This is a genomic window from Flavihumibacter fluminis, from assembly GCF_021491375.1.
Taxonomy (GTDB): Bacteria; Bacteroidota; Bacteroidia; order Chitinophagales; family Chitinophagaceae; genus Flavihumibacter; species Flavihumibacter fluminis.
Genome location: NZ_JAKEVY010000001.1, coordinates 133,244 through 154,088 on the forward strand (window position 1 = coordinate 133,244; position 20,845 = coordinate 154,088).

The 20,845-nt window shown below is 43.8% G+C and carries 17 protein-coding genes; 10 read left to right on the top strand and 7 right to left on the bottom strand.

From position 1 onward, the window contains the following. Positions 1-145: 145 nt before the first annotated feature. On the bottom strand, positions 146-3,664 hold the full coding sequence (gene smc, locus L0U88_RS00600; protein ID WP_234863554.1) for a chromosome segregation protein SMC: 3,519 nt from the start codon (positions 3,662-3,664) through the stop codon (positions 146-148). Positions 3,665-3,955: 291 nt separating this feature from the next. Between smc and L0U88_RS00605 the strand changes: the two genes are divergently transcribed. The 5 genes from L0U88_RS00605 (at position 3,956) to L0U88_RS00625 (ending at position 9,493) form a co-directional block, all read left to right on the top strand. Then, positions 3,956-4,972: a threonine aldolase family protein gene (locus L0U88_RS00605; protein ID WP_234863555.1), complete on the top strand. Its 1,017-nt coding sequence runs from the start codon at positions 3,956-3,958 to the stop codon at positions 4,970-4,972. A gap of 29 nt (positions 4,973-5,001) precedes the next feature. Beyond that, positions 5,002-6,651 (top strand): glucose-6-phosphate isomerase, encoded by a 1,650-nt coding sequence (gene pgi / locus L0U88_RS00610; RefSeq protein WP_234863556.1) that lies wholly within the window; start codon positions 5,002-5,004, stop codon positions 6,649-6,651. Between the two features lie 423 nt (positions 6,652-7,074). Beyond that, on the top strand, positions 7,075-7,992 hold the full coding sequence (gene accD, locus L0U88_RS00615) for an acetyl-CoA carboxylase, carboxyltransferase subunit beta (RefSeq protein ID WP_234863557.1): 918 nt from the start codon (positions 7,075-7,077) through the stop codon (positions 7,990-7,992). Positions 7,993-8,012: 20 nt separating this feature from the next. Then, positions 8,013-8,447, top strand: a complete 435-nt coding sequence (gene smpB / locus L0U88_RS00620) for an SsrA-binding protein SmpB (protein WP_234863558.1) — start codon at positions 8,013-8,015, stop codon at positions 8,445-8,447. Between the two features lie 68 nt (positions 8,448-8,515). Next, positions 8,516-9,493 (top strand): hypothetical protein, encoded by a 978-nt coding sequence (locus L0U88_RS00625; protein WP_234863559.1) that lies wholly within the window; start codon positions 8,516-8,518, stop codon positions 9,491-9,493. Between the two features lie 90 nt (positions 9,494-9,583). Here the strand turns inward: L0U88_RS00625 and L0U88_RS00630 are convergent, their stop codons facing one another. From L0U88_RS00630 to L0U88_RS00645, 4 genes are read right to left on the bottom strand one after another with little or no spacing between them, the layout of a single operon-like run. Then, positions 9,584-12,106, bottom strand: coding sequence for a DNA gyrase/topoisomerase IV subunit A (locus L0U88_RS00630; RefSeq protein WP_234863560.1), 2,523 nt, complete (start codon positions 12,104-12,106; stop codon positions 9,584-9,586). 13 nt (positions 12,107-12,119) lie between these two features. Then, complete coding sequence (gene gloA2 / locus L0U88_RS00635; protein WP_234863561.1) at positions 12,120-12,503, bottom strand: SMU1112c/YaeR family gloxylase I-like metalloprotein; 384 nt, start codon at positions 12,501-12,503, stop codon at positions 12,120-12,122. Beyond that, complete coding sequence (locus L0U88_RS00640) at positions 12,500-13,330, bottom strand: DUF1835 domain-containing protein (RefSeq protein WP_234863563.1); 831 nt, start codon at positions 13,328-13,330, stop codon at positions 12,500-12,502. Before L0U88_RS00640 ends, gloA2 begins: the two co-directional genes overlap by 4 nt. Positions 13,331-13,341: 11 nt before the next feature. Next, entirely contained in the window at positions 13,342-15,237 is a 1,896-nt protein-coding gene (locus tag L0U88_RS00645; RefSeq protein WP_234863565.1) for a DNA topoisomerase IV subunit B, read from the bottom strand. Between the two features lie 358 nt (positions 15,238-15,595). Between L0U88_RS00645 and L0U88_RS00650 the strand changes: the two genes are divergently transcribed. From L0U88_RS00650 to L0U88_RS00665, 4 genes are read left to right on the top strand one after another with little or no spacing between them, the layout of a single operon-like run. Then, positions 15,596-15,862 carry a hypothetical protein gene (locus L0U88_RS00650; protein ID WP_234863567.1) on the top strand — a complete coding sequence of 89 codons (267 nt, stop codon included), beginning with the start codon at positions 15,596-15,598 and terminating at the stop codon, positions 15,860-15,862. A 35-nt stretch (positions 15,863-15,897) separates the two neighbouring features. Then, positions 15,898-16,164, top strand: a complete 267-nt coding sequence (locus L0U88_RS00655) for a hypothetical protein (protein ID WP_234863569.1) — start codon at positions 15,898-15,900, stop codon at positions 16,162-16,164. Then, complete coding sequence (locus L0U88_RS00660; protein WP_234863570.1) at positions 16,157-16,687, top strand: YkgJ family cysteine cluster protein; 531 nt, start codon at positions 16,157-16,159, stop codon at positions 16,685-16,687. The genes L0U88_RS00655 and L0U88_RS00660 overlap by 8 nt, the downstream gene beginning before the upstream one ends. Next, positions 16,684-17,379 carry a thioredoxin domain-containing protein gene (locus tag L0U88_RS00665; RefSeq protein WP_234863571.1) on the top strand — a complete coding sequence of 232 codons (696 nt, stop codon included), beginning with the start codon at positions 16,684-16,686 and terminating at the stop codon, positions 17,377-17,379. Before L0U88_RS00660 ends, L0U88_RS00665 begins: the two co-directional genes overlap by 4 nt. Here L0U88_RS00665 and L0U88_RS00670 read toward each other — a convergent pair. After that, positions 17,376-18,110, bottom strand: coding sequence for a tRNA threonylcarbamoyladenosine dehydratase (locus L0U88_RS00670; protein ID WP_234863572.1), 735 nt, complete (start codon positions 18,108-18,110; stop codon positions 17,376-17,378). The genes L0U88_RS00665 and L0U88_RS00670 overlap by 4 nt on opposite strands. A 58-nt stretch (positions 18,111-18,168) precedes the next feature. Between L0U88_RS00670 and dnaG the strand changes: the two genes are divergently transcribed. Next, entirely contained in the window at positions 18,169-20,103 is a 1,935-nt protein-coding gene (dnaG, locus tag L0U88_RS00675) for a DNA primase (protein ID WP_234863573.1), read from the top strand. A 6-nt stretch (positions 20,104-20,109) separates the two neighbouring features. On the opposite strand, the gene L0U88_RS00680 is transcribed toward dnaG, so the two are convergent. Next, positions 20,110-20,781 (bottom strand): YdeI/OmpD-associated family protein, encoded by a 672-nt coding sequence (locus L0U88_RS00680; RefSeq protein WP_234863574.1) that lies wholly within the window; start codon positions 20,779-20,781, stop codon positions 20,110-20,112. Positions 20,782-20,845 lie beyond the last annotated feature (64 nt).

Consider the following 20,845-nt stretch of genomic DNA (forward strand, 5'->3'; position numbering starts at 1 on the left):
ACAAGATACAACCTCCATTGCCAAAATACAATGGAGCTGCTTTTCCTGCAATCGTAAAATTCCTCGATTTCTAAAAAAAGTAAAGCACCTCCTATCGGAGATGCTTTAACAGGTTGGACGGTTACTAATACTTAAATATAGGAGTTTAATTCAAATTTCTAAAATCTACCGGTACTAATTTACTTACTCCCGGTTCTTGCATGGTTACGCCATAAATTGCATCAACGGCGCTCATGGTCATTTTGTTGTGTGTTACTATAATAAACTGGCTTTCTTCACTGAAACGACGGATCATATTAGTGAATTTGCCCACGTTTGCATCATCCAGTGGAGCGTCCACCTCATCTAGAATACAGAAAGGAGCCGGTTTAATCAGATAGATCGCAAAGAGCAGGGCAGTTGCCGTCAGTGTTTTTTCTCCCCCACTTAATTGAGTGATGGAAGAAGGACGTTTTCCTTTGGGTTTAGCGATGATATCAATTCCTGTTTCAGCCAGGTTCTCCGGGTTTTCAAGGATCAGGTCGCACTGATCTTCTTCCGTAAACAGCGCTTTGAATACTTTAATAAAATTCTCTTTTACCTGATTAAAGGTGTCAAGGAATTTCTGATTAGCAGTACTCTCTACCTCTGCAATGGTTTGCAACAGACTGTCTTTAGCGGATACGAGATCGTTCTTCTGTTCCAGTATGAACTCATAACGCTTTTTCATTTCTGTAAATGCTTCGATGGCAGTAGGGTTAACCTCGCCCAGGTTCTCCAGTCGCTTTTTCATGCGCTCGGATTTTTCCTGTAATTCTTCTACCGGTGTTTCTGAAGTTCTTGGCTGGTCAATAATATCGTCCAGGTTGATGCGAAACTCTACCTGTAATCGCTCTTTCATTCCTGCCAGTTGCAGTTTCAATTCATTCAACCGGTCTTTGATGGCTCCCAGTGAATGTTCCAGCTGCTCCTTTTCTTTAACCTTGGTACGAAGTGCTGCCTCTTTTTCATTGAGCAGGTTACGAATGGTATAATAGGCCTGATCAGCCTGGTTCAATACTTTTTCATCGGCTTCCTTTTTCCTCATCATGTCCAGCAAACCTTCTTCAGCCTGGTTCAGCAAGTTTTCACTTGCGGTGATATCTTCCGATACCTGCTTCAACTGACTGCTGTTGATTTCTATCTGGTTGGTCAGATCGTTCAACTGGTTGCGTTTGAACTCCAGTTCCTGTTTAATGGAATTGATCCGGCTTTGCTGCCTTGTCAGTGATAAGTTGAATTCATTGTACACCGCATTGGCACTGTTGTATTCCTGCTCTGCGGTTTTATAGGATTGCTCAATCTCAACGAGCCGGGAGCCTGTTTCTTCAATCAATTGCAGCAATTCCGTTAATTCAGAGCGCGTCCCTGAAATGGATTGCTGACTCGTTTCCAACTGTTGTTGTAATTCTTCCAGCCGATTGCGACTGGTGGATTGCAACGCATGCAGGTTCTCCACTTTATTCTGCAATGCAAATACCTGGTTGGTCAGTTGGTTGATTTCCTGTTGGGTTTGTTTGATTGCCTGTTCTTTCAGCTGTTCATTGTAGCCGATCACTTCATTGTGTTTCTCCTGTATGGTTTGCCGGATACCAGTAACCACCTGCTCCTGGGTATGAATCTCTTCACTAAGTTTTTCCAGATTTTTAGCGCGACCAATCTTCTTTCCTTCAAATAACCCAACACTACCTCCTATGATGGAGTATTTTCCTTTTACATATTTACCGGTCTTTTCCAGGATGATATGTCCATTGCTGTTTTCCAATGCAGATTCATCCTCTGCAATAAATACATTGCCCAGTAAATGATAAGCAAGTGATTTATAAGTGGTATCTACTTCAATTACAGATAAGGCCGGTAATGTTCCTGCTGGCACACTGGTATTGGTTGCAGCATCACCAAACTGATCAAGCAGAAAGAAATTTGCCTTTCCTTTTTTGTGCTCATCCAACAAATGTATAGCCTGCAACCCTTCTTTCAGGTTGTTAACTACGTAATAGTTTAGATAAGGTTCCAGTACATTTTCTACTGCTGCCCGGTATTCTTCCTTTACATAAATAATATCAGATAGAATGGGCGCCTGGTGATTCCAGTTCGGATTATTGTGCAGGAACTTAACGCTTTCCGGGTAGCCTTCCATGGAATCAATCAGGCTTTTAAGGAGGTCATGTTCGTTTTTGCGCGCATCCAGCAGCCTGTTCTCTTCTGCCAGTTTCTGTCTTAATTGTTCCAGTTCCTGTTGAGTTTGCAGGATCTGTTCGCGCGTACGCTCGTGATGTTCCTGTAACTGCTGCAGGTCTTTCTGTTTTGCTTCAAGTTCCAACTCCTTTTCGGTTCTTTCTTCTTCCAGTTGTTTTAACTGGCTGCCTCTTAATTCACGTTCCTCTTCTATCTGATGAATGCTGCGTTGTAAATTCAATATGGAAGTATCCGCAACAGCCACTTTCTTTTCTGCTTCAAACTGACTGCGCTGTATCTGAAGGTTTTCACTTCGGATGGCATCCACTGCCTGCCGTTGGGCATCAAACTGGCTGCGCTTTTCTTCAACATCCGCTTTATATCCTTCCAGCTGCGATTCAAACGTTTCCAGTTTGCCTTCCTCCTCTTCCACCTGTTTGGCACTGAACGCGATGCTCTCTTCCAATCCTTTTAACTGTCCATCACTTTTCTGAAGAAAATCCTGAAGGCTGCCTTCTTTTTCGCGAAGGAAGTTCAAGCGCTGTGAGGCCAGGTTCTTTTCGTTCTCCTTTGTGCGTAACTGTTGGAGCAATTCGTTGAACGTGTATTGCAGGGATTGCAATTGCCGTTCCTTTTCAATGAAATCCAGTTTTTCCTGCTCCAGTGCTGCTTCTTCCTGGGCAATTACAGCATCCAATTGAGCTTTTTTATCCGTTTCGGCATTGGTCTGCTCGTTCAGATCGCGATAGGTCAGATTGAATCCTTCCAATGCTGCTTTTGCCAGCTCGATGGAAATCTCTCTGTAATCTTTTTTTATCTCGTAATATTTCTCTGCTTTTTTTGCCTGGTTCTCCAGGGTCTTCAACTGGTTGTTGATCTCAAATAAGAGGTCTTCAATCCTGGCCAAATCCTGTTCTGTTGCATCCAGTTTCTGACGGGCTTCTTTTTTCCGGGTTTTGTATATGGAGATCCCGGCGGCCTGTTCCAGCATTCGACGGCGACTGTTATCCTTATCCTTAATCAGGTCGTCCACCATACCCAACTCAATGATGCTATAGCTATCTGTACTTACACCGGTATCCATGAAAAGATTCTGGATGTCTTTCAGTCGGCAGCTTACATCGTTCAGGCGGTATTCACTCTCCCCGCTTTTATAAAATTTTCGGGTAATTGTAACCGTATTAAACTCAGTTGGAAGCAGGTTTTTGGTGTTCTCAAAAGTCAGACTCACTTCCGCCAGTCCGGATGCCGAACGCGTCCGCGATCCATTAAACACCAGGCTGTCCAGGTTCTCCGAACGCAACTGGCTAATCTTCTGTTCGCCGATTACCCAGCGGATACTGTCGATAATATTGCTCTTACCGCAACCATTCGGACCAACAATACCGGTGATATTCTGGTCGAAATGAACGACGGTTTTATCGGCGAAACTCTTAAAACCCTTTATTTCTAAGCTCTTTAGGCGCACAATTATCCAATTTTAGAGGGAAGCAAATATATAGGAATGATTTCAACTTGGATGGGGTCAATGTTCAATCTAACGCGATAATTCTGTACTTCTTTTGCACAATATTGAAGGTGGCTACTAAATAATGATAATTAATAAAAACAATAAAATTTGAAATAGTAATGAAATACAATTATATATTAATAAATACCGGTTTATAAATATGTTTATAATCTAGCCACTTTCATGCTTTTGATCTGATTTCAAATCACTAATTCCCACCGAAAAGCATACGGAATGTATATTTGGCGCATGAAAATTGACCTTCGTTCTGATACGTTCACGAAACCTACTCCGGGCATGCTGGATGCAATTGCCCGTGCCGAAGTGGGAGATGATGTCTTTGGGGAAGACCCTTCCGTCAATGAACTGGAATCACGTATGGCCAGCCTCTTTGGTATGGAAGCCGCGCTATTTTGTCCTACCGGTACCATGAGCAACCAGGTTGCTATAAAAGTGCATACCCGTCCGGGTGATGAAGTCATCTGCGAACAACAGGCCCATGTTTACATATATGAAGGTGGGGGAATCGCCTTTCATTCCGGCTCCCAGGTTAAAGCACTGGCTGGCAATCGGGGAAGAATAACTGCTGATCAGGTTGTTTCGGCCATTAATCCGGATGATGTGCACAAAGCCAGAACCTCACTGGTTTGCCTGGAAAACACGAGTAACCGGGGTGGTGGTTCCTGTTATAATTGGGATGATATCCTTGCTGTAAAACAGGTATGCCAAATCAATGGACTAGCATTGCACCTGGATGGTGCCAGGTTATTCAATGCCCTTGTAGCAACCGGACAAACTGCAAGGCAATATGGTCAAACATTCGACAGCATATCCGTGTGTTTCAATAAAGGAATGGGATGTCCGATCGGATCTGTTCTAATTGGAAACCGCGATTTCATTCGCCAGGCCCGGAGAGTCCGAAAAGTATTTGGTGGTGGTATGCGCCAGGCCGGCTTTATGGCGGCAGCTGCCATTTACGCACTGGATCATCATATTGATCGCCTGGCGGAGGATCACCAGCATGCACGTGAAATTGCAGCTTTGTTGGCAACCAAGGAATTTATCGGTACCATCCTTCCCGTTGAAACCAACCTGGTCATCTTTGAAGTGAAAGGGCGCTACACGGCCGCGACGCTGGTAGATACCTTAAAGCATTATGACATTCATAGCCTCGCGATCTCTCCTACCCAGATTCGGATGGTAACTCATCTCGATATCACCCGGGCTATGACAGATCGCCTGCTTCAAGTTTTGAATGAATTGTAACTTAGTCCTTTTGCAAGCAAACTAACAACATGTTACCAACCATTAACCCGAGTTCTACCAAGGCCTGGAAAGGGCTGCAACAACATTTTGAATCACTAAAAGACCAGCCCATGCGGAGCCTTTTTCAGGCAGATCCGCAGCGATTTGAAAAGTTTTCACGTCGCCATCAGGAGCTGGTGATTGATTTTTCCAAAAACAGGATTACCGATACTACCTGGCAATTGCTCCTTGAGCTGGCAACCGAATGCCAACTCGAACAGGCAATCAAGGCTATGTTCAATGGTGAGCTCATCAATAAAACCGAAGGCAGGGCTGTATTGCATACCGCTCTGCGTAATTTCTCCGGAAAGCCTGTGCAAACAGAAGGTAGAGATATAATGCCGGACGTACAGGCAGTTCAACAGCAGATGGCCCGGTTTTGTGAGCAGGTTCATTCCGGCAGTTGGAAAGGATATACCGGTAAAAAGATTCGATTCATAGTAAATATTGGTATCGGGGGAAGTGATTTGGGACCCTTAATGGTAACGGAAGCACTCAAGCCATTCTGGAAAGAAGGCATTCAGCCTTATTTTGTGTCCAACGTTGATGGTACCCATATTGCCGAAACGTTGAAGAAGATTGATCCGGAACAGACCCTTTTCCTGATTGCCTCCAAAACATTTACCACACAGGAAACTATGACCAATTCGCATACTGCCAGGAATTGGTTTCTGCAATCGGGTGCTTCCGAGCAGGACATCGCCCGACATTTTGCCGCGCTGTCTACCAATGAGAAAGAGGTAGTGAAATTCGGCATAGATAAAGCCAACATGTTTGGTTTCTGGGATTGGGTTGGTGGCCGCTATTCCTTGTGGAGTGCGATTGGTTTATCCATTGCTCTGACCATCGGTTACCCTGCTTTTGAGGAATTATTGAAAGGAGCCTATGCAGCTGATGAGCATTTCCGCTCGACCCCATTTGAAGATAATATACCGGTGCTCATGGCCATAACCGGACTCTGGTACACGAATTTTTTTGGTGCCCAGACGGAAGCCATTCTACCTTACGACCAATATATGCACCGTTTTCCAGCCTATTTCCAGCAGGGCAATATGGAAAGCAATGGTAAATCTATAGATCGGAACGGGAATAAAGTAAACTATTCAACAGGGCCGATCATCTGGGGCGAACCAGGTACGAATGGGCAACATGCATTTTATCAGCTCATCCACCAGGGTACACCACTCATTCCCTGTGACTTCATTGCGGCAGCGAAATCATTCAATCCAGTTGGTGATCACCACCAGAAACTGCTCTCCAATTTCTTCGCTCAAACGGAAGCGTTGATGAATGGAAAGTCGGAAGTGGAAGCCCGGGCGGAACTGGAAAAAGCAGGAATGTCGTCTGAAAAGATCGCTGAACTATTGCCCTTCAAAGTTTTTGAAGGTAATAAACCAACCAATTCAATTTTAGTTAAAGAGTTGAATCCCTTTACATTAGGGCAATTAATAGCTTTTTATGAGCATAAGATTTTCGTACAGGGTATTATCTGGAATATCTACAGTTTTGATCAGTGGGGAGTAGAACTGGGTAAACAGCTGGCAAATAAAATACTGCCGGAATTGCTGGATGATACCCCGGTAAGCTCTCACGACTCCAGTACAAATGGACTCATTAATCTGTATAAAAAAATGAGATAAAAAGGTTTTCAGGAGCAGCTTTCGGGCTGCTTTTTTTATCTTTAAATAAAACATGTTTCGATCCGGCTTGCTTCTACTAAGCTTAGTCTTATTGGTGATTGATGCAAATAGTCAGACAGGGTATAAATTTCCATCCATAAAATTCAAAGGGTTAGATATTGTTCCTTTCAATTTCAAACCTGGGGAAAGGGTGGATCTGTCTGAATTGAATAGTTTGCTAAACGGCAATTCAGGAAAAATAAAGCCAGTTGAAATACCAACTGCAAAAATCCCGGAAACATTTACTGATCTCATGCCAAATGGCTGGCCCAAAAGTAGGGTTCTACCCTTTATTCCGAATAGTATTCCAGTGGTACCGGGTGAAAGAAAATAAAATAGGCTGAGGTTTCTTATCTTAGCCGCCAGTCTAAACATATTCGTAGCATGGCACCACAACATGAAGAAGATTTTGATGCGAACCTGGCTGGTGAAGAAGGTCAATCTGAAGAGACTAAATCCAGTTGGTTTAAGCGGATAAAAAAAGGAATTCTGACTAGTACCGCAGAGAAGAAGGAAACTCCGGAAGGTCTTTGGACCAAATGCCCGGAATGTAATTTTATCTGTACCATGAATGAATTGCGCGAGCAGTTATTTGTCTGTCCAAAATGTAATTACCATCACCGTATAGGCAGCGACGAGTATTTTGATATCGTATTTGATCCCGGGACGATGCAGGTAATGTTTGAAAACATCCGTTCCAAAGATTACCTGGGTTTTACCGACCTCAAACCTTATGAGAAGCGTTTACAAGAAATCTGGAGCAAAACAGATATTACTGATTCCATCCGGGTGGCAGCTGGAAAAATAAACGAACAGCACATTGTAATTGCCTGTATGGATTTTGAATTCATCGGTGGTTCACTGGGAAGCGTGATGGGTGAGCGTATATCAAGGGCAGTAGATTATTGCCTGGAGCATTCCACCCCTCTCATGATCATTTGTAAGTCAGGCGGTGCCCGAATGATGGAAAGCGCCTTTTCACTGATGCAGTTAGCCAAGGTATCGGGTAAATTATCGCAAATGACAGATGCCCGCATTCCCTATATTTCGTTCCTTACTGATCCATCTTTTGGAGGTATTTCCGCTTCTTTTGGTATGCTGGGCGACTTGAATATAGCAGAACCAGGTGCTTTGATTGGCTTTGCTGGTCCACGTGTAATCAAGGAAACTATCAAAAAAGACCTGCCGGAAGGATTCCAGCGCAGTGAGTTTTTGCTGGAACACGGATTCCTGGACTTCATTGTAGACCGTAAAGAATTAAGAGAGCGCCTGAATACCCTGCTCATACTATTCAATAATTAAGCATAAAGAAGGGAGTTGTTGTGGAATTGAGGAACCGGTCTGCCTTTCATGAGTATTTTTTTGAAACCACCTACGTGGCCGGTATTGTATTGGTAGGAACGGAAGTAAAATCGCTCAGAGCCGGTAAAGTAAGTTTCAATGATGCTTATTGCCAGTTTCACAAGGGTGAATTATACGTCAAGAACCTGCATATTTCCGATTACGCATTTGGTACTACCCAACGGCATGAGCCTACTCAGGAGCGGAAATTATTATTGAAAAAGAAGGAGTTGCGCAAATTGGAGGCTAAAATCAAGGAAAAGGGGTACACCATTGTACCGCTTAAAATCTTTTTTAATGACCGCAACCTGGCCAAAATAGAAATTGGTTTAGGAAAGGGTAAAAAGCTCTACGATAAACGGGAAACCATCAAAAAAAGAGACGTGGAGCGCGACCTAAAACGTTATGTAAAGTAATTTATTGTATGTAAAATATCCTATAGTAAAAGTCCATTATTACTGTGTTTTTTCATTAATTTGACCCTATGCATCGTTTAATTCTGATATCCTTATTATGTATTGGCCTTCGTTCAGAGGCTCAAACACTGGCTGGTAGCTGGTACGGAAAGGCTGACGTGGTGCTGGATGGCACGTTCAACAACTATCTCACCCAACTTATCATCAAACAGAAGGGAAATAAAGTGGAGGGCATTTTCGGATACTATTTCCGGAATGGTTACCAAAGCTTTTATGTAAAGGGAACCTATGATCCCAAGACCCGCCAGGTTACTATCAAAGACATACCCGTTGTATTTTATAAGGAAAACTCTATTGATGGAGTTACCTGTAATATGAGTTTTGAAGGAACGCTTCGGGTATCCAAGGTAGGTAGTTTTGTGCGGGGTAATTTCTTGTCTGATGGTCAGTATAAATATACCTGTCCCGAGTTAAGAGTTCTTTTCTCCTTAGACTCGCTTGTACAGGAAGACTCCGTAATCAATGAAGGTCTTGCCAAAAAAGTTTGGCAACCATCAGTGGAAGATGTGATCGTGATGGATGACGAGGACGGTCCGGAGATCCGGAAAGCAACTACCCTACCCGGACTAACCAGAGAAACCGTAAAAGGTCCAAGCCTGGACGCGAATTCCCTGATCTCAAGATTTAAACAACGCCAGACAATCATCACATCTGAATTGAAAGTTTCCTCGGATTCTATAAGAGTGAGTTTCTATGATAATGGTGATATTGACGGTGATAGCATTTCTGTATTCCTGAATGGAACGCCGGTTTTGGAGAAACAAATGATCTCTGCTAAAGCGACAACCATCTATATCAAACTGGATCCGTCCAAGGAATTCCATGACCTTGCCATGTTTGCAGAAAACCTGGGAAGAATTCCGCCGAATACGGCACTAATGGTAGTTTACGATGGTGATACACCACAGGAAGTATTCTTGTCCAGTAATTTGCAGCAGAATGGTTCGGTGAGGATACGGAAGAAAGAAGTGAAAAGTCAGAAGTGAGATGTGAAAAAGTGAAAGGTGAAAGGTCAAAAGTGAAATAAAAAAGGCCGGCCCCCATTTTGGAGGCCGGCCTTTTTATTGATAGTATCCTTAATTATCTAAGAAAAGATTTCCCTGTGGACCATCTTCTTCAAGAGGTTTTTCCCATTCCACCTCGGTGGTTTTGGTGAAATCGGCCAGTTTGTTTCCGACCGCCTTCCAACCCATTACATCAATGAAGTCGGCTACCTTGATTTTCTGTGTGCGACTTTGCGCTCCCCTTCCTGAATGAATTAACAGTACAGGTTTGCTCTGGGTGGTTACAGCTTCCAGCCGGTTACCTTTTCCTTCTTTAATAAATAGAAACTTACTCTGCAGAGTGGAGGTTTCAATTTTGAATCGCTTGATGTTAAATTGAAGCTTTTCATTATCGAGGTACACCGCAGTAATGACTTTTTCCGGGTTGAATTTTTCCAGCAGCAGGATTTTCTCCGAATCAAAACGCTGTGTCATCTCCAGATCGGTTAATTCGTAATTACCATCTTCATAAATAACCAACAGCTTTTCAGACCCGTCAAAATTACCCAGGTACTGTCCCTTTTCTTCCGTATTCAGACGTCCGAACTTATCGTCAAACCAGAGTTTGATGGCGCTCAGGGTGGATTTACCAGCTTCCTTGAGTTTAACCGATTTTATGGGGTATTTGGTAACTTGGTTGCCGATTGCTCCCCTTCCCTTGATTTCCATTTCCTCAAAATAGAATTCAAAGGCTTTATTCCGGGCGGAGCAATTAGGGCTTAATACAATGCTAACCACTTCCGCTTCCCCATTTGGATTAGCTGTGAAGTAATGTACCTTACTTTTATCGGACCCTTTGGTGAGATCGTATTCTTTGTCGCGGGTTATTCCCGTTACATTGAAGCGCTTCGCGAAACTGGTGCCGGATCCACCATCCACATAAATCATATTATAAGTAGTCCGTTCATCGTTTTTCTGGAAGACGGCTACGTGAATAATGTCCTTTCCAATGTACACTTTCTCCCCTACCCGAACCACCTTCATCAATCCCCTGCGGGTGAAGACAATGATATCATCCAGGTCGGAACACTCAAATGCCAGTTCGTCTTTTTTCAGGGAGGTACCAATGAAGCCATCGTTCCGGTTAACATAGACTTTCGTATTGGCGATGGCCACCTGCTTGGCCTGGATTGCTTCGAAAGGTTTGATCTCTGTTTTTCGTTCCCGCCCCTTTCCGAATTTTTTCAGGAGGTTTTCGTAATAGGCGATGGCAAATTCTGTCAGGTGATCCAGGTCGTATTTAACCTGTTTGATATCTCCTTCCAGTCCTTTGATCTGGTTGTTCAGTTCCTCGATATCCAGTCTGTAAATTCTGCGGACGGGCTTCTCCGTTAGTTTGAGAATATCTTCCCGGGTGATATCACGCTTGAGTTGTTTTCTGAATGGAGCAAAGCCTTTGGAAATGGCTTCCAGTACTTTTTCCCAGGTCTCGTGTTTTTTTTCCAACTCCTTGTAAATCTTTTCTTCAAAGAAGATTTTTTCCAGTGAGGTGTAATGCCACTTTTCTTCCAGTTCGCCCAGTTTGATCTGTAGTTCCTTTTGGAGCAGCTCTTTGGTATTATCGGTGGCGTTAATGAGGAGGTCCTGTACGCTCAGGAATCTTGGTTTCTGATCTACGATTACGCAGGCATTTGGAGAAATACTGATTTCACAATCCGTGAAAGCATATAAAGCATCAATCGTAATATCCGGTGATATACCAGGTGCAAGATCTACCTGGATCTCTACTTCAGCGGCTGTATTATCCGTTACTTTTTTGATCTTGATCTTACCCTGGTCATTTGCTTTGATGATAGAGTCTATTAATCCGGATGTGGTAACCCCATAAGGAACACTTTTAATCAGCAGCGTCTTCTTATCAAACTCTTCAATGATAGCTCTGACCCTTACTTTACCCCCCCTTTTTCCTTCATTATAATTGGTTACATCAATCATACCCCCTGTCTGGAAATCGGGAAAGATTTCAAACCGCTTTCCTTTCAGGTATTTGATGGATGCATCAATAAGCTCACAAAAGTTGTGGGGCAGAATTTTGGTGGATAACCCTACTGCAATCCCTTCCGCACCCTGAGCGAGCAGCAATGGGAATTTCATAGGAAGGGTGATCGGCTCGTTTTTACGACCATCGTAACTCAGTTGCCATTCCGTAGTCTTTGAGTTGAAAGCAACTTCCAGGGCAAACTTGCTAAGCCGGGCTTCAATATAACGTGGCGCGGCTGCCTCATCCCCTGTACGCACATCTCCCCAGTTTCCCTGGGTTTCAATGAGCAGGTCTTTTTGTCCCATATTCACCAGGGCGTCTCCAATGCTGGCATCTCCGTGGGGATGGTACTGCATGCTTTGTCCAATAATGTTGGCAACCTTGTTAAAGCGGCCATCATCCATTTCCTTCATGGCATGCAGGATCCTTCTTTGCACGGGTTTTAATCCGTCTTCAATAGCAGGTACCGCACGTTCCAATATTACATAAGAAGCATAGTCCAGGAACCAGTTTTTGTACTGTCCCTGTACTCCTGAATCCTGCAAATAGCTTTCGTTTTGTTTCCCTTTCGACATTTTCCTTTCTTATTTATTGTTCATACAGTTCCAATGGTAAACCGTCCGGATCCTGGAAAAAACTAAATCGTTTTCCGGTATTTTCATCTGTACGGATGGGGTCTGCTTTCACGCCTTTCTTTTCCAGAGAATGGATTGCCTGTTCCAGGTTTTTTACCGCAAAAGCAAGGTGACGTAAACCCCTGGCTTCCGGCTGACTTGGCCTTGGTGGTGGATCCGGAAAAGAGAACAGTTCGATTACATACTGACCGTTTAAAGCCAGATCCAGTTTCCAGGAATTTCGTTCTTTCCTGTATACCTCCCGTATGGGCTCCAAGCCAAGCACCTCCGTATAAAATTTTTTACTTAGCTGGTAATCACTCGCAATAATGGCAATATGGTGAACTGCCTGGATCATGCCGTTTCCGATACCGTAGCACCAGCCAGTTTCAGTTCAAAGTCTTTCATGTTCTTCAGTTCCCCCTGTACTTCAAGACCTCCGGCTGCTGCCAGTGTTTTAAGTCGCCAAAGCAGGTAGGCATCACCGGTAGTCTGTTTGTTTTTGGACAGAAACTGGTGGATGATTTTACTGGCTTTCTGCCAATCCGCTGTGATGAACTTTCTGAGGTCGGCATCATAGTAATCGTACTCATACTGAGCCAGTTTTTTACCTCCTTCCAGGATGCGCACACCTTTATTTTCGGCAGCAAGTTTCAGCCATTCATCCGGATCAACTTCAAATTCACTTAAAGTAATTGGCCTGGCCAGTTTTTTGGCTTTTAAGTATTCTTTTGGGGGAATGGTGCTCAGCCAGGTTGGATAAAATAATTGCCCTTTTTCATTCAGGAATGGCAGGTTATTTAAATACAGAATAAATATTCTTCCCTGGAACTCTTTCATGAAATGCAGCAGCCAGTAATATCCGCTTACATCGTGTTTATTCTGGGCGGCCCAGATCCAGACAATTTCTTCCGGATTACGTCGGAGTGTACCGACCAATTCAGCAACCGTTTTGTAATCGTCCACTTCGGATGATTCTATCTTACTCTCATAGTCGCCTCCTGCAAGTACCTCTTTCCACCATAACTGCCGGGCTTCCCGCCCTTCACCCCGGTATAAATCCTGGATAGGACCAACCGCGTAGTCGTCGCGGATCACCAATACTTCTCCCTGCAGGCTTTCGTCCATTTCAATCGCCTGTTTTAAAACAGCGATATCCGGTTCATTGAAAACAATATGAATCATGATTCCACAAATTATTGAGGCAGTTCTTCTGCCAGGTCCAGTTCAATCTTAAGATTGTCGATGATAAAATCCTGCCGCTGCGGTGTGTTTTTACCCATATAATATTCCAGCAATTGCTGGATATGGGTTTCCGGCATCACCAGCACGGGTTGTTTGCGCATGTCTTCGCCGATAAAACGGGCGAATTCATCCGGCGATATTTCGCCCAAACCTTTAAATCGGGTTATTTCAGGTTTGTTGCCCAGCTTTTTAATGGCTGCCTGTTTTTCAGACTCATCGTAACAGTAAATTGTTTCCTGTTTATTGCGGACACGAAATAATGGGGTTTCCAATACATAGACATGTCCGTTTTTAACCAGGTCGGGAAAAAACTGCAGAAAAAATGTCAAGAGCAACAGCCGGATATGCATACCGTCCACGTCGGCATCGGTTGCAATTACGATATTATTATAGCGCAGGTTTTCAATACCATCTTCTACGTTCAACGCATGTTGCAGCAGGTTGAATTCTTCGTTTTCATACACTACTTTTTTGGTAAGTCCGAAGCAGTTGAGGGGCTTACCTCTTAAGCTGAACACAGCCTGGGTTTCCACATTGCGGGCTTTGGTTATGGATCCACTTGCTGAATCACCCTCAGTGATAAAGATGGTACTTTCGCGTTGTTTCTGGGCAACCGCCTCTTTGTCTTTCCCTGTTGGTTCCTCATTGTAATGGAACCGGCAATCGCGCAGTTTTTTATTGTGCAGGTTTGCTTTCTTGGCCCTTTCGTTGGCGAGTTTTTTAATACCGGCGAGTTCCTTTCGTTCCCGCTCACTTTGTTCAATCCTTTTCTTAAGAGCCTCAGCGGTTGAAGGATGTTTGTGCAGGAAATTATCAAGTTCCTTTGCCAGGAATTCCAGCACAAAATTCTTCATACTCTGTCCGCCTTCTTCAATATACTGCGAGCCAAGTTTGGTTTTGGTTTGCGATTCGAATACTGGTTCCACCACCCGAACTGCTACTGCTGCAACAATGCTTGCCCGGATATCCGCGGCCTCATAATCTTTCTTGAAAAAATCGCGGATTACTTTTACATAGGCTTCCCGAAAAGCCTGCTGATGGGTGCCGCCCTGTGTGGTATGCTGACCGTTTACAAAACTGAACAGCTCTTCACCGTAATCATTATTATGAGAAACAGCAACCTCAATATCTTCTCCTTTTAAATGGATGATCGGATAGCGCAACTCATCTTCATTTGTTTTACGTTGCAGGAGATCCAGCAAACCGTTTTTACTGACAAATTTTTTCCCGTTGAAAACGATTACCAGTCCGGCATTGAGGAAACAATAATTCCAAAGCAGGTTTTCAATATATTCTTCCTGGAAATGAAAATTTCTGAACACCGTATCATCCGGGAAAAACTGAACCTGGGTACCGTTGGCTTGCTGGGTGCTGCTTTCCTTATGTTCTTTGGTAAGTACACCACGTTCAAATTCTGCGGACTTTTCTTTGCCTTCGCGATAGGCTGTAACTTTAAAATAGGTGCTGAGGGCATTCACTGCTTTTGTACCTACACCGTTTAATCCCACGCTTTTCTGAAAAGCTTTGCTGTCATATTTGGCTCCGGTATTGATCTTACTCACCACATCCACAACCTTTCCCAAAGGAATTCCCCTACCATAGTCACGAACCGTTACCGACCGGTCTTTGATGGTTATTTCAATCTGCTTTCCATACCCCATCATATGTTCATCAATACAGTTGTCGAGCACTTCTTTGATTAACACATATATACCGTCATCCGCACTGCTGCCATCCCCCAGTTTACCAATATACATACCGGGTCTAAGCCGGATATGTTCCCGCCAGTCGAGGCTTCTGATTGAATCTTCGGTATACTCCGCTCCTTTTTTACTAATTTCTGCCATACGCTTTCGATTTTATAGCTGCCTTTCGATCTATGCTGCTCAAGCGGGCAAATATAAAAAAGTAGGACCATCTGGCCGCACCGGCTTTCTGCACGGCTGTGGATAACCCGATTTTGGAACTAAGTAGTTGAAAATCAATTAAGATAAATTAAGCCTTAATTAAATTTGTAGCAAGGTTAAAACCCCGTTGCAGAGCTGCCGGATTAATCCTATTTTTGATCTCCCGCACCGGTTAACAAGCTTCAATTGCCTCCTTACTAACCCACGGCAAAGCCTTAACCTTACGGTCCAATACTAACCCGTATAGTTCTGATTTACAACCCGTTATATTAGTTTAATTGTTGAAAAATGGTAGCGTATGTATAACTATTCCTTATTGGAGACGAGTTGTTATTATCTGATCCAGGAGCAGCCGGAAGGGCCCATTTCACTGATAAAAGTGAATCTGGAAACTGATTACTGTCTGTTCATAACCAGGTTTGGGGAGACAGAAACAACAGAATGGAGAAAAAAACAGGATTCCATTCATGAGATCCTGGAGTTATTGTCGGAAGAGAAAATTAAAGAATGGCAAGCGGCCTATTACAGCAGTGAGGATGCCTATTATGAGGATGGGGAGGAATAAGCCAGATTAGGTAGAGACCCGTAAAAACAAATTATATGGCAACTTATGCTGACTTACAACCAGGTAATTTTTACCTGCTGAGAGGCGAAAAAGATACCGATATCGAATTGATCTCGGTATTGGCACTGACAGACAAATGTATGCTGCTCCGGAGTTTCGGACAAATCGAAGAGGATTTCTGGAAGAAGAGAACCGACCCGATTGAAGAAATTGTGGAGGAACTGGATTATGAAAGTGCTTCCGCTGTCTTGTCTCTTTACGACGAAGAGGAAGAAGAAGAATGGGAGGAGGAGGATGAATAATTCCTCCACCTATCCCATCGACCTCGGATTTATTGCAAGGGAGTCTGAAGAGCGGTTACTGGAGAACGAGCAGTTCAGACGCTTTCTTGGAGCCTATGCTGGTAATCTTGATGAATTGGTTCATGACCTGAATTTCCGAATATCGGCAAAGGTTGATTGTACGGCCTGTGGCAATTGCTGCAGGAGCCTGATGATTAATGTAACCCGGCAGGAAGCCAATGAATTGGCGGAACGTTTGGGCTGTACACTATCTGAGTTAAAGGATTCTCATTTGGAAGAAAGCATGGGCGGCCAATTGATTATTAATACCATTCCCTGCCATTTTCTGCATGAAAATAAGTGCACAGTTTATGAAAAACGGTTTGCAGAATGTCGTGAATTTCCCGGATTGCACAGGGATGGTTTCCGCGATCGGATTTTTAGTACACTCATGCATTATGGCAGATGTCCGATTGTATACCATTTGATTGAAGAGCTGAAAGGGATCACTAACTTTGTAGCTGAAAAAAAGGAACACACATGAAAACTTGGCTATCTATTTTTTTGCTGGCTGCTATTTGCTGGAGTTGCAACCTGAATGGGCAATCCGGAAAATCTGTTTCTCCTGCAGCATTCCAGGCTTTATTACAGGAAGGTAAGAGTTACCAATTGCTGGATGTTCGTACTGCCGAAGAATTCAAAGGTGGTTTTATCAAAGGAGCTTTGCAGGCAGATTGGCTCAATAGCCAGGAGTTCGCAGAGCGTACCAAACACCTGGATCCAGCCAAGCCAATTTATATTTATTGCGCCAGTGGTATCAGAAGTGCGGATGCGGCAAAAGCCTTGCGCAAAAAAGGTTTCCAGGTTACGGAAATGGCAGGCGGGTTTAATTCCTGGAAAAAACAGGGACTTCCGGTTGAACAACAGGAGGCAATCAAACAGATAAGCAGTGTAGAGTATGAGAACCTGATCCGTTCTGCGGATGTGGTTTTGGTAGATGCCGGAGCCAGTTGGTGTCCTCCCTGCCGCAAAATGGAACCGGTATTAAAACAATTACAACAGGATCTTCCTACCCAATTCAAACTGGCTCAAATTGATGCCGGTGTTCATACGGAATTAATGAAACAACTTAAAGTGGATGCGCTGCCACATTTCTTTGTGTACAAGAAGGGGCAGCTGGTTTGGCAACAGCAGGGAGTTGTGAGCCTGGAGGAATTGAAAGCAAAAATCCTTTAAGCTTCAATTTCAGGTTGTATCAGTGCCCGAATAACCACGCTCGCGCACTGGCATCCAAAAATTGCCGGCATATAGGGAATGGTGCCGATCAGGGATTTTTTGGGATAGGCTTTTTCTGTTACGATTACTTTTTCCGGATCGATTTTTTCGGGGGAATAAACCACTGTAATTCCTTTATAAATGCCGTGCTTGTGCAAACGCTTTCTCACGTAACGGGCCAGCGTACACTCTTTCGACTCTTCCAGTGGCGCGATGGTAACCAATGAGGGATCCAGCTTCCCTCCCGCTCCCAGTGAACTTACCACCGGAATTCCGGCTTCTACACAGGCTTTAAGCAGCATCACTTTGGGAGACAAGGTATCTATGCAGTCTACAATGAAATCATAGGGGGCAGATTGAACCAGTTCCGCAGCTTTTTCTTTTTCCATATAGGTTGAGAGAACGGTCAGGTCCAGTTCCGGGTTGATATCCCGAAGACGCGCTGCCATAACTTCCGCTTTCAATTTGCCTGCGGTGGAATGCAGTGCCGGAATCTGTCGGTTGCCATTGCTGAGATCAACTGTATCAGCATCTACAATCGTCATCTTTCCTACCCCGGATCTCGCGATCATTTCAGCGCAAATCCCACCAACACCACCTAACCCGACAACCAGCACGTGACTACCCATAAGTTTTTCAATCGGTTCATCACCCAATAGTAGCTGGGTCCTCGACATCCAGTAAGGAATCATAGAAACAAATTTTGAACCCGCAAAACTAGTTGAAATAAGGTGTAAATTGCACAACCCCATGATCTCTCAAACTACCATACAGCAAATCCTGAACAGGATTGATATTATTGATGTGGTGGGTTCTTATGTGAAGCTAAAAAAGAGGGGAACGAATTACCTGGGCCTCTGTCCTTTTCACAATGAGAAGACACCCAGTTTCACTGTTTCCGCTAATAAAGAGATCTATAAATGTTTTGGTTGTGGCAAAAGCGGTAATACCATCAGTTTCCTCATGGAGCATGAGAAGTTCTCCTATGTGGAAGCTTTACGGTGGCTGGCCAATCGATACAACATTGAAGTAGAAGAAACGGAAGTAAGTGCGGAAAAGCGCCAGCAACTACAGGTAGCCGATAGCCTTTATATCCTGAATAATTTTGCACAGCAGTATTTCTCCAAAACACTGCTGGAAGATGAAGAAGGTCAGACAATTGGTCTGGCTTACCTGAAAGAACGTGGATTTACTGATGAGATCATAGAAAAATTTCAAATCGGTTATTGCAAGGAGGAACGAACAGCTTTTGTGCAGGAGGCATTGGCCAAGCAATACAACCGCGACCTCCTTGTCAAATCCGGACTGGCGGCAATCAGAAACGAAGAGCTGGTGGATAACTACCGGGGCAGGATCATATTTCCTGTACACAATACCACGGGAAAAGTAATTGGGTTTGGTGCGCGGATTATTAAAAAGAATGATCGGGCTCCCAAGTATATCAACACGCCTGAAAATGAAATCTATGTCAAAAGCAGGATTTTATATGGCATGTATTTCGCACGCCAGGTAATTGATAAGCTGGATGAATGCCTGTTGGTGGAAGGGTATACGGATGTTACTTCACTGCACCAGGCTGGGGTTGAAAATGTGGTGGCCAGTGGAGGTACTTCACTCACTACGGATCAAATACGTCTCGTAAAAAAATACACCAATAATCTCACCATTGTATATGATGGCGATGCGGCTGGAGTGAAAGCTGCGCTTCGGGGATTGGATATGGCATTGGAAGAAGGTCTGAATGTGAAGCTGGTGCTGATTCCGGATAAGGAAGACCCGGATAGTTACGTTAAAAAGGTTGGTGCAGAAGCCTTCCGCCAATTTGTTGCCGATAATAAAAAAGATTTCATCCTTTTTCAGGTCGAAGTTTCACTTAAGGATGCTGGTAATGACAGTCAGAAAAAAGCGGCGGTTGTGAACCAGATCGCAGAAACATTATCCAGGATTAATAAAGCGGAAGACTTCACCAAACAACAGGATTATATCCGGCAATGTGCTGCTTTACTGAAGATTGAAGAAGCCGGATTGAATAACCTCGTGAACAAGTTTATCCGGGAGAAAATTCAGAAGCTGGAAGTAAAGGCTGCACCTGATACAGATGTCCCTTATTTCGAAGGGAATCCAGATACAACTGAACAATACGATGAAAGTTTTTTCCTGCTTCAGAAAGATGAATTGCAGGAAAAGGCCGTAATCCACGCATTGATCGAATTTGGATTAAAGCCCTGGGATAGTGGGAAGCGAGTTGCGGATTTCCTGTTTGAGGAACTGGATGATGAGGAACTGTTTGACAACAAACAATTATGGGAGATTGCCGAAACCTATAAAACCTGGTACCAGGCAGGTATGGAACCTACTCCGCGGCATTTCTATTATATGGAGAATCAGGCAATGAGTGCGCTGGTGGTTTCCCTCATGGAGTTTCCCTATGAGGTGAGCGATAAATGGAAAAACAAATTCCGTTTACCGGTTTCGAGCAGGGAGGAAATGTACAAGGAGGAAGTACTTGCAACACTGCGTTATCTTAAACTCCGTAAGATCAAACGCATGATGGAAGAGAACCAGCAGGACCTTGAAAAACCCCATAGTCCGGAGGAGCAGCTGACACTCCTTCAAACACACCAGGCCTTAAAGCAGATGGAAAAAGAGTTATTACAGCAACTGGGAACTGTAATCGTGCGATAAGGTTCTCTATTTTTCAGATGGATTCTTTTTACCAGCCAGTAATTTTTCAACAGTAGCGCTTAATCGGTTCTGACGAGTCTCTTCCTTTTTGGCACTGGTTATCCATTGTACATATTCTTTCTTGTTCGTGAAAGAAAGTTGTTCAAAATTTTCAAGCGCCTTTTTATGTTTCTTAAGCTGTAATTGTTGCTGTAGCGCTTCAGGAATTTCGATTGTACGGGAAACAAAATCAACTCCTTCAATTGCTGCTGGTACTCCACCATTGGCGGAAGCTCTGCTTAGTTGGGGAATTTGTTCATTTTTCTTAAAACGTAAAGCACTCCAAACTGAATCGAGTGCAACCTGGCGAACTTCCTGGTAGCCTGCACTCACGACCCTTTCCCAACTGCAATCGCGGTTGAGATTGGTAGCAATTTTGGAAGCGGCCTTAGGATATGCAATCCAGAGTTTGCTTTCCTCGTGCAGCGCCGGAAGCACATCTTCCAGAATATTGTTTAACTGATTTTCATTGATCGCAAACACCAGCGCAAAATCAATCCTTCTGCTTTTCAACAGCGGGGTAACATTTTTTGCGAAAGTGAGCTTGTTAAATTGCTTTTCGATGGAGGATGGTAATCCTTGAATGAGCAGATTTTTTTCTTCTTTGTACTGGAGCTTTTCCAACAAAGCCTGCGACATATCAGAAACTTTTTAATATAAAAGATCAATGAACCGGCTACAAAGGTAAAAAAAATACCCGCCT

Coding starts and splice junctions, on each gene's coding strand:
- gloA2 (WP_234863561.1), bottom strand. CDS start 12,503: ATGATCCAGGCAGTTCACCATATTGCCATTATTGCGAGTGATTACCAG.
- dnaG (WP_234863573.1), top strand. CDS start 18,169: ATGATCTCTCAAACTACCATACAGCAAATCCTGAACAGGATTGATATT.
- L0U88_RS00625 (WP_234863559.1), top strand. CDS start 8,516: ATGCATCGTTTAATTCTGATATCCTTATTATGTATTGGCCTTCGTTCA.
- pgi (WP_234863556.1), top strand. CDS start 5,002: ATGTTACCAACCATTAACCCGAGTTCTACCAAGGCCTGGAAAGGGCTG.
- L0U88_RS00660 (WP_234863570.1), top strand. CDS start 16,157: ATGAATAATTCCTCCACCTATCCCATCGACCTCGGATTTATTGCAAGG.
- L0U88_RS00670 (WP_234863572.1), bottom strand. CDS start 18,110: ATGATTCCTTACTGGATGTCGAGGACCCAGCTACTATTGGGTGATGAA.
- L0U88_RS00650 (WP_234863567.1), top strand. CDS start 15,596: ATGTATAACTATTCCTTATTGGAGACGAGTTGTTATTATCTGATCCAG.
- accD (WP_234863557.1), top strand. CDS start 7,075: ATGGCACCACAACATGAAGAAGATTTTGATGCGAACCTGGCTGGTGAA.
- L0U88_RS00665 (WP_234863571.1), top strand. CDS start 16,684: ATGAAAACTTGGCTATCTATTTTTTTGCTGGCTGCTATTTGCTGGAGT.
- L0U88_RS00680 (WP_234863574.1), bottom strand. CDS start 20,781: ATGTCGCAGGCTTTGTTGGAAAAGCTCCAGTACAAAGAAGAAAAAAAT.
- L0U88_RS00605 (WP_234863555.1), top strand. CDS start 3,956: ATGAAAATTGACCTTCGTTCTGATACGTTCACGAAACCTACTCCGGGC.
- L0U88_RS00655 (WP_234863569.1), top strand. CDS start 15,898: ATGGCAACTTATGCTGACTTACAACCAGGTAATTTTTACCTGCTGAGA.
- L0U88_RS00645 (WP_234863565.1), bottom strand. CDS start 15,237: ATGGCAGAAATTAGTAAAAAAGGAGCGGAGTATACCGAAGATTCAATC.
- L0U88_RS00640 (WP_234863563.1), bottom strand. CDS start 13,330: ATGATTCATATTGTTTTCAATGAACCGGATATCGCTGTTTTAAAACAG.
- L0U88_RS00630 (WP_234863560.1), bottom strand. CDS start 12,106: ATGTCGAAAGGGAAACAAAACGAAAGCTATTTGCAGGATTCAGGAGTA.